Source organism: Brevibacterium sp. (assembly GCF_022712115.1).
GTDB classification, from domain to species: Bacteria; Actinomycetota; Actinomycetes; order Actinomycetales; family Brevibacteriaceae; genus Brevibacterium; species Brevibacterium salitolerans.
Genome location: NZ_JALAHB010000257.1, coordinates 1 through 14,442 on the forward strand (window position 1 = coordinate 1; position 14,442 = coordinate 14,442).

The 14,442-nt window shown below is 68.0% G+C and carries 12 protein-coding genes; 3 read left to right on the forward strand and 9 right to left on the reverse strand.

From position 1 onward, the window contains the following. The first annotated feature begins 243 nt into the window (after positions 1–243). Positions 244–2,025: an FAD-binding protein gene (locus Q0A33_RS15250; protein ID WP_291798764.1), complete on the forward strand. Its 1,782-nt coding sequence runs from the start codon at positions 244–246 to the stop codon at positions 2,023–2,025. Between the two features lie 85 nt (positions 2,026–2,110). Here the strand turns inward: Q0A33_RS15250 and Q0A33_RS15255 are convergent, their stop codons facing one another. The 9 genes from Q0A33_RS15255 to Q0A33_RS15295 all read right to left on the reverse strand — a co-directional run bounded on the left by Q0A33_RS15255 (position 2,111) and on the right by Q0A33_RS15295 (position 12,187). After that, on the reverse strand, positions 2,111–2,782 hold the full coding sequence (locus Q0A33_RS15255; RefSeq protein ID WP_291798767.1) for a GntR family transcriptional regulator: 672 nt from the start codon (positions 2,780–2,782) through the stop codon (positions 2,111–2,113). 79 nt (positions 2,783–2,861) lie between these two features. Then, entirely contained in the window at positions 2,862–4,526 is a 1,665-nt protein-coding gene (locus Q0A33_RS15260; RefSeq protein WP_291798771.1) for an ABC transporter ATP-binding protein, read from the reverse strand. Then, positions 4,519–5,310 (reverse strand): carbon-nitrogen hydrolase family protein, encoded by a 792-nt coding sequence (locus Q0A33_RS15265; RefSeq protein WP_291798774.1) that lies wholly within the window; start codon positions 5,308–5,310, stop codon positions 4,519–4,521. The genes Q0A33_RS15260 and Q0A33_RS15265 overlap by 8 nt, the downstream gene beginning before the upstream one ends. An 18-nt stretch (positions 5,311–5,328) precedes the next feature. Beyond that, entirely contained in the window at positions 5,329–6,135 is an 807-nt protein-coding gene (locus tag Q0A33_RS15270) for a creatininase family protein (protein ID WP_291798776.1), read from the reverse strand. Positions 6,136–6,175: 40 nt separating this feature from the next. Continuing rightward, positions 6,176–7,063, reverse strand: a complete 888-nt coding sequence (locus Q0A33_RS15275) for an ABC transporter permease (RefSeq protein ID WP_291798779.1) — start codon at positions 7,061–7,063, stop codon at positions 6,176–6,178. A 1-nt stretch (position 7,064) separates the two neighbouring features. Then, on the reverse strand, positions 7,065–8,009 hold the full coding sequence (locus Q0A33_RS15280) for an ABC transporter permease (protein WP_291798782.1): 945 nt from the start codon (positions 8,007–8,009) through the stop codon (positions 7,065–7,067). Next, positions 8,006–9,403, reverse strand: a complete 1,398-nt coding sequence (locus Q0A33_RS15285; protein WP_291798785.1) for an ABC transporter substrate-binding protein — start codon at positions 9,401–9,403, stop codon at positions 8,006–8,008. The genes Q0A33_RS15280 and Q0A33_RS15285 overlap by 4 nt, the downstream gene beginning before the upstream one ends. A 367-nt stretch (positions 9,404–9,770) precedes the next feature. Beyond that, positions 9,771–10,634, reverse strand: coding sequence for a response regulator transcription factor (locus Q0A33_RS15290; RefSeq protein ID WP_291798788.1), 864 nt, complete (start codon positions 10,632–10,634; stop codon positions 9,771–9,773). Beyond that, entirely contained in the window at positions 10,631–12,187 is a 1,557-nt protein-coding gene (locus Q0A33_RS15295) for a histidine kinase (RefSeq protein ID WP_291798791.1), read from the reverse strand. The genes Q0A33_RS15290 and Q0A33_RS15295 overlap by 4 nt, the downstream gene beginning before the upstream one ends. A 266-nt stretch (positions 12,188–12,453) precedes the next feature. On the opposite strand from Q0A33_RS15295, the gene Q0A33_RS15300 reads away from it, so the two are divergent. Both Q0A33_RS15300 and Q0A33_RS15305 read left to right on the forward strand, forming a co-directional pair. Next, positions 12,454–13,350 (forward strand): ATP-binding cassette domain-containing protein, encoded by an 897-nt coding sequence (locus tag Q0A33_RS15300; protein WP_291798794.1) that lies wholly within the window; start codon positions 12,454–12,456, stop codon positions 13,348–13,350. 32 nt (positions 13,351–13,382) lie between these two features. Further along, the coding region (locus Q0A33_RS15305; RefSeq protein WP_291798797.1) for an ABC transporter permease at positions 13,383–14,442 on the forward strand (1,060 nt) is incomplete at its 3' end.

Sequence of the window (14,442 nt, forward strand, 5' to 3'; positions counted from 1 at the left end):
CCCTCGGCTCAGGGCCACCGCCCGCACAACAGATCTCATCACCCCGCCAGCATGTGAGACGGCCGTGCTCGCGGACTTAGGTGACCCTTGCCCTCGTCTTCTCCGCAGCCCTAGCCTCGATCTCGGTGCACCTCCCCCGCTCTCTGCAGGAGCGGACCGCCTCGTCATCGAAGGACGCACATGTCTCACACGGACACCCCAACCTGCACCTCTCACACCACAGCTTCCACGAACGCCCCGACAGTGACTCCTGCGACCGCTCCGGCCCGCCCCGTCACCGCCGCCGGCCGCAAGCACCCACGCGAACGGCAGCTCGCGACCTCGGCTCTGGTCGTGGGAACCGGCGGGTCCGGTCTGCGCGCCGCGATAGAGCTGCGCGAGCAGGGCATCGACGTGCTCGCGGTGGGCAAGCGACCACGCAGCGACGCACACACCACACTGGCCGCCGGCGGCATCAATGCCGCCCTCGGCACGATGGACCCGGAGGACAGCTGGGAACAGCACGCGGCGGACACCCTCACGGAGAGCTACGGGCTCGCCGACCCCCGCACCGTGGAGATCGTCACCCGGGGTGCCGCACGCGGCATCGAGGACCTCGCCCGCTTCGGCATGGAATTCGCCCGCGAGGAGGACGGCCGGATCTCCCAGCGCTTCTTCGGCGCCCACACCTGGCGGCGCACCTCGTTCGCCGGGGACTACACCGGTCTGGAGATCCAGCGCACGCTCGTGGCCCGCGCAGAGGCCCTGGGAGTGGACTTCCTGGAGCACGTCTGCATCACCAAGGTGCTCGTGAATGACGACGGCGCGGTGTTCGGCGCATACGGCTTCCACGAGCTCACCGGCGAACGTCGTCTCATCCACGCCGATGCCGTCGTCCTGGCCTGCGGCGGGCACAATCGGATCTGGCGGCGCACCTCCTCGCGTCGCAACGAGAACACCGGGGACTCGTTCCGCCTGGCCCACGAGGCCGGGGCACGGATCCGCGACGCGGAGCTGGTGCAGTTCCACCCCTCGGGCATCCTCGAACCCGAGGCGGACGCCGGAACCCTGGTCTCCGAGGCCGCGCGCGGCGAGGGCGGCATCCTCCGCAACGCCCTCGGCGAACGCTATATGCAGAGGTACGACCCGGAGCGGATGGAGCTCTCCACCCGCGACCGCGTGGCACTGGCCGGCTACACCGAGATCAAGGAGGGCCGCGGCACCCCCAACGGCGGTGTCTGGCTCGATGTCTCACACCTGCCGCGCGAGCAGATCATGGAGCGTCTGCCGCGCGTGTACCAGACGCTCATGGAGCTCCAGATGCTCGACATCACGGCCGAACCCGTCGAAGTGGCGCCCACAGCGCACTACTCGATGGGCGGGGTGTGGGTCCGCCCGGAGGACCACAGCACGGACGTACCGGGACTGTTCGCGATCGGTGAGGCCGCTTCGGGCCTGCACGGCGCCAACCGGCTGGGCGGGAACTCGCTCATCGAACTGCTGGTCTACGGTCGGCTCACCGGCCAGGCGGCCGCGGAGGTGTGCCGGACGGCCGAGGTGCAGCAGCGCTCCCACGCAGCTGTCGAGGCCGCCCGCGCCGAGGTCTCGGGCCTCCTCGAGTCCGAGGGCGGGGAGAATGTGCGCGCGCTGCAGAGAGCGCTGCGCGACCTCATGACGGAGCACTGCGGCGTGGTCCGCTCCGAGGCGGGGCTGCAGCGCGGGCTCACTGAGCTCGCCGTGCTCGAGGAGCGCGCCCGGAACGTGACCGTGCACCCCGACCAGGCCGGCTACCAGGACCTCGCGCACGCCTTCGACCTGCGCGCGTCCCTGCTCGCCGCCCGCGCCACCCTGGAGTGCGCGCTGGAACGGCGCGAGACCCGGGGGTGCCACAACCGCTCGGACTTCCCGAGGACCGACCCCGGGATGCGGGTGAACCTGGTCTGGTCCGGCCCCGGCCGGATCGAGCGCGAGGCGATCGCCGAGGCACATCCTGACATCGCCGCGCTCATGCGGGAGGTCGACCAGGACGGCAAGCTCGTGGAGTGAGAAGGGGGCGCCGGATCGGCCCGGAGAACGAAGTCTCCTCCGAGACGGGGATCAGGGAACCGCGGGAGGCCGCCGGGTCGAGAGATCACCCCGCTTCCAGCGAAGCCAGTATCCGATCCGCTGGTCGCAGGTGCTCGCCGAGAATGCGCTTGAACTCGTCTTCGTCGCATGCTCGCCATGCCTCGAGCATCGCCACATGATGTTCGTCGAACAGTTTCACGAGTTCCGGGAACTTCACACCTGTGGCGATGCTCACCCGCTGCTGTCGGGAGCGGAGGAACTCGTACGTCTCCGTGAGCACCGAGTTCCCCGCAGCGGAGACGATCGAATAGTGGAAGGTCCAGTCCGCCCGGGAGGCTTCGACCCGGAGCTCGGGATCGGCCGGAGATTCCGCCGCAGCAGCAGCGGCTCTCAGCCGTTCTTCGAGCGCGATGCGCGCGGTTTCGGTCACCGGGACACGAGACCGGCACAGGATCTCCACGCACCGGCCCTCGATGAGACGGCGGACTTCGTAGACCTCCTGCAGCTCCTGAGCGCTGACGGTCCGCACCTGAGCCCCGTGACGCGGCGTCAAGGTGATGTACTTCTCCGCCGCGAGCTGATTGAACGCCTCCCGAACCGGGGTGCGCGAAACCCCCACCGCTTCGCACACGGTGGACTCCTCGATGTACTCGCCGCCGCCGATCTCCCCTGCGACGATGGCGTTCCTCACCCATTCGAAGGCGCGATAACGAGCCAACGGCCTCTTAGGCGCCACCGAGGTCTCCTGTCTGTCGCCGCTCCCCTTCGCCTCCAAGAGTAGAGGCACACGAGGGTCGGCCTTCATTCTCGTGGTCTCACGTCGGTGCGGCCAACGCCGCGAATGCCCTCCGCCGTTCCTCCTGCTCCACCGGATCGGGCACAGGAGCCGACAGGACCAGCCGCCGCGTGTACTCCTCCTTCGAAGCGTGCAGGACGGCGGCGGTGCTGCCCGTCTCCACGAGCCTGCCCGCACGGAGCACGGCGACCCGGCCGGCCAGCTGCTCCACCACTCCGAGGTCATGGGTGATGAACAGGCACGAAAAGCCGAGATCGGCCTGCAGCTCCCTGAAGAGCTCGAGGACCGTCGCCTGCACCGAGACGTCCAGCGCCGAGGTCGGCTCATCGGCGACGAGAAGACGGGGTGAGAGGATGAGAGCACGGGCGATGCCGATCCGCTGTCTCTGACCGCCCGACAGCTCATGGGGATAGCGCTCGGTCCACTCGCCGGGCACCCGCACCCGGTCCAGCATCTCCGAGACGCTGCGGCGGATCCCCTGCCTGTCCGCACTCCCGTGCAGGCGCAGCGGCTTGGACACGATCTCGCCGATGGTCTCCCGGGGGTTCAGCGACGACGCAGGATCCTGGAACACCATGCTGAACTCGCTGCGCAGGGGCCGCAGGCGCCGTGGAGAGAGGTCTGTGATGTCCTCACCGCATACGGACACCCGCCCGCGACTGGCCTTGAGCAGTCCCATCGCGCAGCGTCCCAGAGTCGACTTCCCGGATCCCGATTCGCCCACCAGGCCGAGGACCTCGCCCTGCCCGACGACGAGGGACACATCGTCGACCGCTTTGAAGTCCGCCCCGCCCCACCGCCCCGGATAGGTGATGTCGATCCCGTCGAAGCGAAGCACCGGATCACCGACCGGTTCCGCGTCGTCCGCTTCGCACTGCGTGCGCCCCAGATGGGGAACGGACGACAGGAGGTGCCTCGTGTACTCCTCCTGCGGATCGCTGAAGAGCGCGCGCGCCTCGGCGTGCTCGACGATCAGACCGTCTCGCATCACGGCCACACGATCCGCGATGTCGGACACGACTCCCATGTCATGGGTGATGAACAGGACAGAGGCTCCGAGGCGGGCGCCCAGGTCACGCAGCAGGTCCAGAATCTCCGCCTGCACGGTCACATCAAGTGCCGTCGTCGGTTCGTCTGCAATGAGCAGATCGGGGTCACAGCTCACCGCCATCGCGATGACGACCCGCTGGAGCTGGCCGCCGGAGAGCTGATGCGGATAGTGGTCGATGCGGCGCTCGGCGTCGGGGAGCCGCACCAGCCGGAGCAGCTCCAGAGCGCGCTCACGTGCGGCACCCCGGCTCATCGGCTCATGAGCGCACAGCGCCTCAGCGATCTGCTCCCCCACCGTGTAGACGGGATCGAGCGCCGTCATGGGCTCCTGGAAGATCATCGCCACATGATTGCCCCTCATCTCCCTGATCTCCGCAGCGCCGAGGGAGAGCAGATCCACACCGTTGAACTCGATCCTCCCCGACACGCGCGCGTTCGGAGGCAGCAGCCCGAGGATCGCCATCGACGTCACGGACTTGCCGGAGCCGGACTCGCCGACGATTGCGAGGACCTCACCCGGGGCCACCGCGAACGATATGCCGTCCACGGCCGCTGATTCGCGCCCGGCGATGTCGAACCGCACCTCGAGATCACGCACGTCGAGCACCGGCACCGAGGTCGCCTCCTCACTCATCGCCGCTCCTGGGGAGAACCGCGTACCGCCGGTTGTGCACACTGGGATTCGCCCTGCGGGTTTCAGCGACCTTGCCGATGTCCATGTCGACGACGCCGAAGCCGTCCCCGGCTCCGAGGTCGGTGAGCTGCAGTCCCATCGGGTCGAAAGCAGCCGAACGGCCGATCGAACGCACCCCGGCTTCGCCGCTGCCCACGATGAAGAAGCTGTTCTCGATCGCCCGTGCTCGCAGGAGAGTGAGCCAATGCTCCTCCTTCAGCGGCCCTTTCACCCACGCGGTGGGAACCGCCACGAGAAGACTGCCTCGGTCGGCGAGATCGCGGAACAGCTCCGGGAACCGCAGGTCGAAGCAGGTCGCCAGTCCGATCCGGACTCCTTCCACGTCGACGGTGACCGGCTCGACCGGCCCGGCGAGGACCTTGTCCGATTCCTTGTCGGAGAAGGCGTCGTACAGGTGGATCTTGTCGTACGTGGCGATGATCCTCCCTCCCGAAGCGACGAAGAGAGTGTTCTTCACCCGCGAGGCATCGCCAGGCGTGAACCCGCCGGCGACGATGGTCACTCCGGTCTCCTCGGAGGCCAGGGCCAGCCCCGTCCCGAAGGACCCCTCGACCGGCTCGACTCGACCGACCAGAGATTCGTCCTTGTCCGGCAAGCGGATCATCGAGGCCTCAGGACAGACCATGAGGCTCGCCCCGGCCTCTCCCGCCCGGTGGGCGTCTGAGACGATCCGTGCCGTGTTCTCAGCAATCGTCCGGCTGGCACCGAACTGTGAAATTGCCACTCTCATCATCGCCTCCATTCAGGACCGAGCGGTGTTCCGGTCGTATTCGCGCACGTACTCGGCGCAGAAGCCCATCACTCGACGGATCCATTCCTCCCCGGTCGCGGCATCTGCCGCCGAAACGTCACCGGTGACCCCGTTCTCACTGACCTCCGAGAAGTCCCAGTACACGGTGCCCGGTACGGAGTAGCCGTCGATCATGGCCTCCGAGTAGCTCGTGGGAGTCCAACCGGATTCGTGGGAGAGTCCTCCCGACTCAGCTTTGGAGAGATCGACCTGCTCCGGGAAGATCGCCAGCATTGCGGACAGCTCGGGCTCGGCCCCATGCCCGTAGACGACCTCCGGCTTCTCGTAGACGTCCCGCATCAGGCTGTAGCCCAGCTGCCACGGATAGACATGGCCGATGAGCACGTCCAGATCCCGACGGGAGTCGATGGCGGCACCTGAGACCGGGCCCACGTTTCCGCCATTGTTGTCAACGAGGACGATCCGTCGGAATCCCGATCGGACGAGCGAATCGATGATGTCCCTGACGGCGGCCTTGAGTGTCTCGGCACTCAGCGAGAGGTTCCCGGCGAACCCGCGAAAGGTCGGCGAATGCCCGTAGTGCAGAGCAGGCGCGACGAGGACGTCCACCTCGCCGTCCGTGAGATCGGCGATCCTGTATGCCGCCCATTCGGCGACGATCGAGTCCTCGTGCACCGGGAGATGCGGGCCGTGCTGCTCGATCGCGCCGATGGGGAGCAGGACGACGGGGTCTCGTCGGGCAGCCTCGGCCACCTCTGTCCAGCTCAGGCGGCCGAGACTCTTCGAGCTGTCGATCATGTGCCTTACTTCCTTTCTGCGATTCGGGAACCGTGGGGTCTCAGCGCACGAACGCGCGCCGGGGGTCGAGGACGTCCCTCAGCCCGTCTCCGAGGACGTTCACCGCGAGGACGATCGCGATGAGGATGAGGGAGGGATAGATGAGGAGGGTCGGCTGCACCTCGAGGAAGTCGCGGCCCGAGGCGATCATCGTGCCCAGCGAGGCCAGCGGCGGCTGGGCCCCGAGACCGAGGAAGCTGAGTCCCGCCTCGACCTGTATGGCGAAGCTCAGGCTGAGGCTCGCCTGGACGATGACCGTGGACATCACGTTGGGCAGCACCGTTCGCGCGATGATGCTCCACGTCGGCGTACCGTTCACCCGTTCGGCGTCGACGTACTGTGCCGAGCGGATCGACACCGCTTGCGCGTACACGACACGGGTGAATCGGGGCACGTAGATGACGCCGATGACCAGAACGACGTTGACGAGGTCCGGTCCGAGGATCGCGACGGTGGCTATCGCGAGGATCACTGCCGGGAAGCTGAGGAGGATGTCTGATCCGCGCATGATGATCGTCGACGTCCAGCCGCCCAGGAAACCGGCGAGAAGACCGAGGCCGACCCCGAGCACGAGGGCGATGACGACGGCACCGGCCGCGACGAGGAGCGAAGTCCTGGTGGCCACGAGCAGACGTGCGAAGACGTCACGGCCGAAGTCGTCCGTGCCGAGAAGGCCGTTCTGAGTGAGCGGAACGCCCACCTGGGCGCGGAATTCGATCGGATACAGCGCAGGGCCGAACGCCACGGCCGCGAAGACCAGCACGAAGAAGGCTCCGCTGACAAACGTGCGCGGATTCCGCAGAAGCCTCGAGCCGAGGCCACGGCGGGCAGGTGCCGGACCCGAGGCGCCGGTGGCGCGTGAGGGAGTCGTGACCACATTCTCGGACATGTCAGATGGCCTCCGTTCGCGGGTCGAGCACTCTGATGACGAGATCTGCGAGGAGATTGACGACGATGACGAAGACCGAGGCGCTGAGAACGACTGCCTGGATCACGGGATAGTCGCGATCCGTCACGGCCTGCATGAGCATCGAGCTGACACCCGGCCATCCGAAGATGGTCTCCACCAGGACCGTGGAACCGATGAGAGTGGCGAGCTCGACGCTGGTGATCGCCACGACGGGCACGAGAGCGTTGCGCAGGGCGTGCCTGGACACCACCTGTCGTTCGGGCACCCCTTTGGCACGCACAGTGCGGACGAAGTCCGCGCCGAGCGTTTCGAGCATCGCCGACCGCGTCATCCTCATGATCACCGCCGTCGAAGTCGCGGCGAGGGCTATGACGGGCAGCACGACCAGCTGGAGATGGCCGAGCGGATCGGAGAAGAGGCTCACGTAGCGCTGTGGCGGCAGCACCGGGAGCCAGATCGCGAAGACGAGGAGCAGCAGAGTGCCGGTGACGAAGACCGGCAGAGATATCCCCAGCACCGATCCGCCCGTGAGGATGTGATCGATGGGCCTGTCATTCCTCACCGCTGCGATTCGGCCGAGCACGACTCCCACGATCAGCGACAGCAGGATCGCGAGGACGATGATCTCCATCGAGTTGCCGAAACGGACGATCAGGTCGCCGGCCACGGGGCGGCCGCTGATGAGGGATATTCCCAGATCACCGGTGAACAGCCCCGCCCAGTAGTTGACGAACTGCATCGGCAGAGAGTCGTCCAGCCCCATCGTCGAACGCATCGCTGCGATCTGATCGTCCGTCGCGTTCTCCCCCAGCACCGCGCGCGCCGCATCGCCGGGGATGAGCCTGATGAGGAGGAACACTATGGTGGCGACGACCACCAGCTGCAGCAGCGCGAGTCCGACCCTGCGGACGATGAAGCTCCTCATCGGTTCTCCTCCAGCCAGACGCCGCGAAGGCTCACCTGGGTCCAGGCCCCTTTCGGGGGATGCGAGAAGCCGCGGACATAGGTGTAGGCGGCCTCGCCCTGAATGCGGCGCAGCGTGTAGGTCAGCGGCATCTCGTCGAGCACTCTCCGCTCGGCCTCGAGGAAGAGCTCGTCCGACAGCCCCGGGTCCGCTGTCCGCCTCGCCTCGGACAGGAGCTCATTGGTCCTGCCGTCGTCGAAGTCGAGGAAGTTCGCCCAGCGGCTGCCGGCACCGACGATCTCGCTCAGCGCACCGGGATGCCCGAACTTGAGCGAGGTGCCCCAGGCGAAGCTGGGATAGGTCTTGGCCTCGACGGTCTCCTGGAACGAGAGCCATTCCTGGCGGTCGAGGCTGGGATTGACCACAGAGGCCCGCAGCGAGGGGAGCATGGCTTCTGCCGGTCTCGCGATCACGGAGTAGCTGCTGGTGGTGATCATGCTGAGGTCGAGCTCCTCACGCCCGGCCTTCCGCAGCAGTGCGGCGGCACGCTCAGGGTCGTAGGTGACCGTCCCAGCCAGTTCGGAGGCGTAGGATGCGATTCCCTCCGGCACGAGACCGCCTGTGATCGGAGCACCCTGTCCGAGGTAGGCCGTCTCGAGTGCCGCTTCCCGATCGATGCTGTAGGCGACTGCCTGCCGCACCCGCTTGTCGTCGAACGGCGGCTGGGTCGTGACGAAGCCCAGGATGCCGAAGCCGAATGTGCTGTCGGAATAGACTTCGAGGCTGGGATTGTTCTCGATGACCCCCACGTGCGTGGACGGGATGTAGTCGATCATGTCCACAGTGGCAGTGCGCAGGGCGGTCACTCGCGCATAGTCATCCTCCATCGGCGTGAACTCGATGGCGTTGAGATAGGGAAGCTCCGGTACGAAATAGTCCTCGAAGCGTTCGAGGAGGATGCTCACGCCGGGGACACGCTCGACGAACCGGAAGGGGCCCGTCCCCATCACCTCGAGCAGCGGGTCAGCGCCGCTTTCCGCCCAGTCCCGGGAGATGATGTTCGCGCACGGGTCCGCGAGCGCGAACGGGAACGTCGTATCGGGCTCCCCCAGAGTGAACGTCACCGTGTCCCCACCGGACCTGTCCACGCTCTCCACCGCCCGGAAGAGAGATGCTGCGGTCGAGGAGACATCCGGGTCCATGATCCGGCGCATCGAAAACACCACATCGTCCGCGGTCATCGTCGAACCGTCGTGGAACCGCACATCAGGGCGAATCCTCACGCGATAGGTCGTCGCGTTCGCCCACTCGTGCTCCCGCGCCAGGTCGGGAACGATCTCACCGTCGGCGTCGTACCGCAACAGGCCGTTGTACGTCATCTGGCGGATGACGTCCGACGCAGCTCCCGAACTCACGTGTGGTTCGAAATTCACCGGCTCGGTCGACAGCCCGTAGCGGAGCACTCCTCCGCGATTCGGCTCGCCACCGCCCGCGCTCACGTCTTCCCAGGACTCCGGATAGCTGGCCGCGTTGCGGCAGCCGGCGAGCGCAGAAGCCAAGGCGACGCTGCCCGCTCCTGCCACGCCGAGCATCTGCCTTCGAGACAGCAATTCGCCGGTCATCGAGATACCCCCTGTGCGCCTCTGCACCGCGAATACTCCATGTATACACGGTGCACGCACGAAGGGTCAATGGATCGGCGGAGAATTGTGCGGCACCCTCACGTCGCACGAACACGGCAGGGATCACCGAGGGCATTCCCGGGATCCGCCGTGGCACCCCTTACAGAAGACGGTGCGTGTGCGCCCAGACAACGGCCTGCACCCGGTCCCGCGCACCCAGCTTCCGCAGCAGGTTGGACATGTGGGTCTTCACCGTCGCCTCCCCCAGGAACAGCTGACCGGCGATCTCGCCGTTGGACTTCCCCTCCGCGGCGAGCACCAGGACCTCAGTCTCCCGCTCCGAGAGCCCCACGGCCGCCACCGCAGCTGCGACCGCGGCGGAGGCCCTCCCGCGCCCTGCCGCGCCTCCGCTCGGAGCGCCGCGGTCCTCTCCCTGGGAGGACCTCGCGTCACGCGGTTCTGCACCGCCCCCGAGGCCCGCATTCCCCTGAGAATCCACACCAGCGGTGGGGGCCTCGACGCCGGCACGCCCAACCGCCTCGGGCCCGACGGCGCCCTCCCCACTGGACGACTCCCCTGTGCCGGCGGTCCGCCGGCCGGACGCCACACGGGCGATGACGGCCCGGGTCACGTCGGGGCCCAGCAGCGCATCACCGGCGGCGAGCGTCCGTACCGCGTCGATGAGCTGTTCGGCTCGAGCCGTCTTGAGCAGGAAGCCGCTCACACCCGCGGCGAGCGCATCGAAGAGGTATTCCTCGTGTCCGAAGGTGGTGAGGATGAGGATCGCCGTCTCACGTGTGCCGCCGACCCCTCCCAGGATCAGCCGCGAGGCCTCGATCCCGTTCATCTGCGGCATCTCGATGTCCATGCAGATGACGTCCGGGGCGAGCTCCGCGGCGAGCTCCACCGCCTCTGCTCCGGTGGCGGCTTCACCCACCACCTGCATGCCCGGCTCGGAGTCGATGATGATGCGGAACCCCGCACGCACCAGCTCCTGATCGTCGACCAGCAGCACACGGATCATCGCGCGCCCGCCTCTCCGCCCGAGGCGGCCGGAACCGCGGCGTCCGCCGGAACCGCATCCTCCCCCGCGTTCAGGACCGGGCCCGCGCAGCCCTCGCCCTCCCTCGGAGACTCCCCGAGGAACGGGGCTTCCTCGGCCGACGGGGCCTCCCCGGTGGACGGAACGGCCTCCCCGGCCGGAGACGGCCGTGCCGCCGAGGCCCCCAGCTCGACCCGGGCGCGCACCAGGAAGCCGCCCTGCTCACGCCTCTGCGCCAGCACGGACCCGCCCACTGCGCCCATCCTCTCCTGCATGCCCCGCAGACCGAGGCCACCGCCTTCGCGCACCGTGGCAGCGCTCACCGCGTCCACCGGGATCCCACCGCTCAGAGCCGCTCCCGATTCCGGTCGTGCCCCCTCAGCGGGCGACCTGCGCATGCCGTTGTCGGCCACCTCCACCTCCACGGCGGTGGGAGTGAAGCGCAGACGGACCTCGGCCTCGGCTCCGGAGCCTGCGTGCTTGCGCACGTTGGTGAGCGCCTCCTGCGCGACCCGGTAGAGTGCCACGTCGACGAGCAGCGGCAGAGGCCGCTGCTCCCCCCCCACGATGAGCGCCGCCGGCGTGCCCGTACGGCGTGCCTCCTCCACCAGTTCCGGCAGCTGCGCCACACCCAGCGCCGAGGAGGCGGACTCCGCCGCAGGCTCCCGCAGCGTCCGCACGAGGCCGCGCAGCTCCGTCACCGCCGTGTGCGCGCTCTCCTCCACCACCTCCAGGGACCGCACGGCCTGCTCAGGATCACGCTCGAGCGATCTGCGTGCAGCCGCCGCCTGGATGCCCATGACGGAGACGTGGTGCGCGACCACGTCGTGCAGCTCGCGAGCGATCCCCAGCCTGTCGAGGGCAACCGCCTGGGCCGCGCTCGTCTGCCGTTCGCGCTCCAGTTCGCGGCCCTGTGCTTCCAGAAGCGCTGTGGTGCGCGCACCGTTCCACGCCCGCTCACCGAAGTAGAAGGCCCCGGCGAAGTACAGGACGTTGGTGATGATCTGGATCGCCGCGAAGGTGGCGAAGGCGGAGAAGATCGAGGAAGCCGGCGCATCGGGGAACATCTCGGCGATCTCGTCCCCCGCGGACTGCAGAAGAAGGTTCACGGCGATCCACGCGCACATCGCCGCGACGATCCCCACGCGGGACCACAGCGCCACGCGGCGGTTCTGCTCCCATGCGCCCACCGAGTACAGCGCGAGGAACAGGCAGATGTCCACCATGAGCATGTCCGGCACGCCCATCTGCCGGCAGAGGAAGAACCCCAGCGCACAGGCCAGGGCGGCCGGCACGGGGAAGCGGCGACGGACCGTGAGCGGCAGAGTCGCCAGACCGATCCCCAGCACCCACACCCACGGATCCGCCACGTCGTCGTGGAGGCCGGTGCGCTGGAAGAGCAGTGCCACCGTGACCGCGCCCACGGCGAGGAGGAGAGCGAACAGACCGTCAGCACGGTACACCTCTCGACCCGGCCTCGGGCGCATCCACGTCTCAAGGCGCGCGCCGGAACTCTCACTGGCTGTGGTGCTCATCCCCTCACTGTAGGGCGAGCACCGCCGCACGCGCCTCCGTCTGCGGACGGAGGTGGGTCCCCGCCGCCCTCCGCACCCACACCTCCCGAGGCCGCGCCTCACCCTGCAGGGGGAGCCGGTTCCTCGCCGCCCTCCGCACCTCACGTCCCGAGGCCGCGCCTCACCCTGCAGGGGGAGCCGGTTCCGTACCCAGGCGGAAGCGCGGGGGTGAACCGATCCCTAGCGTGGAGGCAGAGGCAGCGAACCGCAGAGACGAGGAGAGAAGAATGAAGATCGAGGTGAAGGGGATCACCCGCCGCTTCGGTGACCGCACCGCCATCGACGAGGTCTCGTTCTCCGTGGCCGGAGGACGGATGACCGGGTTCGTGGGCGGCAACGGCGCGGGAAAGACCACCACCATGCGCGTGATCCTGGGCGTGCTGTCCGCGGACGCGGGAAGTGTGACCCTGGACGGAGCTCCACTCACCGACTCCGTGCGTGCCCGGTTCGGCTACATGCCGGAGGAGCGCGGCCTCTATCCCAAGATGAAGGTCCTGGAACAGCTCATCTATCTGGGCAGGCTCCACGGTATGACCGCGGCTGCGGCGAAGCAGTCCGCCTCCTCCCTGACGGAGCGTCTGGGCATCGCCGACCGCGCGGACGACGCGCTCGAGAACCTGTCACTGGGCAACCAGCAGCGGGCGCAGATCGCCGCGGCACTGGTGCACGAACCCCTCGCGCTGGTGCTCGACGAGCCGTTCTCCGGCCTCGACCCCATCGCCGTCGACGTGGTGCTGGGGGTCCTGCGGGACTTCGCCGCACAGGGAGCCCCGGTGCTCTTCTCCTCCCATCAGCTCGACATCGTGGAGCGGCTCTGCGACGACGTCGTGGTGATCGGAGGAGGCCGCGTCCGTGCAGCAGGCTCCCGCGAAGAGCTGCGCGCGGCACACTCCGGCCTGGAGTTCGAACTCGAGCTGGACGGTGCCCATGCAGACGCAGGGTGGGTGCGCGAACAGCCGGGGGTGCGAGTGACACGTCTCGACGGTGCGACGGCCCGGTTCGAGGCCGACAGCGCCGAGACCGCGCAGACCGTCCTCACTGCCGCAGTGGGGCGGGCGCAGGTCCGCAGATTCGCGCCCATCACGCCCACGCTCGCGCAGATCTTCAAGGAGACGGTGCAGTGAACATCCCACCAGCAGAGAGAAAGGCGTCCGAGATGACGGCACACCCCACGAGACCGGGCGCAGAACCCGAGAACGGGAGCCCTCTGCCCGGCCAGGCGAAGCTCACCTGGCTCGTCGCGGAGCGGGAGATCACCACGCGACTGCGCAGCAAGGCATTCATCGCCTCCACCGTGGTCCTCCTGCTCGCCGTTCTCGCAGCAGTCGTGATCGGCGGGATCGTACAGAAGCGGCAGGCGGAACGCGCCGCAGATCCGGACACCGTCGAAGTGGCGGTCGTGGGCACCGCCCCCGAGGCCCTGACCACCGGACCGTTCGAGGTCCGGCCCGCGGACGACCGTGCAGAGGCCGAGGACCTCGTCCGCGCCGGAGAGGCGGAGGCCGCGGTCCTCGTGAACGAAGCCGCGGGAGGCCCGCAGGAAACGGATGGCAGCACCGCAGAGGCCGGCGGCGGTCTCACCATCCTCGCCCTGGAGGAAGCCCCGGACGGGTTGATGGATGCGCTGACCGTGGCACCCACGCTCGAACTGCTCGACGGGTCCGAGGACGGATTCGACGCCTTCGCCTACATCGCGGCGCTGGGCTTCGGCATGATCTTCTACATGACCGCTCTGACATTCGGGATGACGATCGCGCAGAGCGTCGTGGAGGAGAAGCAGACGAGGATCGTCGAGATCCTGCTGGCCACGGTGTCAGCACGGACGATGATGGCAGGCAAGATCCTCGGAAACAGCATCCTCGCGCTGTCCAATGTCGCGGTAGTCCTGCTGCTCGCGGCGATCGGGATGCTGGCCACGGGTCAGGACCTGCTTCTGGGGGAGATCGGAGCATCTCTGCTCTGGTTCGGCGTGCTGTTCGCGTTCGGCTTCGTCCTCGTGGCGACAATGTTCGCCGCGACCGGGTCGATGGTGTCCCGGCAGGAGGACATCGGATCCGTGACGAGCCCGGTGATGCTCCTGGTGATGGCGCCGTTCTTCCTCGTGATCTTCTTCTACGACAACGAGCCCGTCCTCACGCTCCTGAGCTATGTGCCGTTCTCCGCGCCCGTCGGCATGCCCATGAGATTGGTCCTCGATCAGGCCCAGTGGTGGGAGC

Bases quoted from the DNA above. Each gene is read 5' to 3' on its own strand.
- Q0A33_RS15260 (WP_291798771.1), bottom strand. From the start codon at position 4,526: ATGAGTGAGGAGGCGACCTCGGTGCCGGTGCTCGACGTGCGTGATCTC.
- Q0A33_RS15270 (WP_291798776.1), bottom strand. From the start codon at position 6,135: ATGATCGACAGCTCGAAGAGTCTCGGCCGCCTGAGCTGGACAGAGGTG.
- Q0A33_RS15275 (WP_291798779.1), bottom strand. From the start codon at position 7,063: ATGTCCGAGAATGTGGTCACGACTCCCTCACGCGCCACCGGCGCCTCG.
- Q0A33_RS15280 (WP_291798782.1), bottom strand. From the start codon at position 8,009: ATGAGGAGCTTCATCGTCCGCAGGGTCGGACTCGCGCTGCTGCAGCTG.
- Q0A33_RS15290 (WP_291798788.1), bottom strand. From the start codon at position 10,634: ATGATCCGTGTGCTGCTGGTCGACGATCAGGAGCTGGTGCGTGCGGGG.
- Q0A33_RS15295 (WP_291798791.1), bottom strand. From the start codon at position 12,187: ATGAGCACCACAGCCAGTGAGAGTTCCGGCGCGCGCCTTGAGACGTGG.
- Q0A33_RS15300 (WP_291798794.1), top strand. From the start codon at position 12,454: ATGAAGATCGAGGTGAAGGGGATCACCCGCCGCTTCGGTGACCGCACC.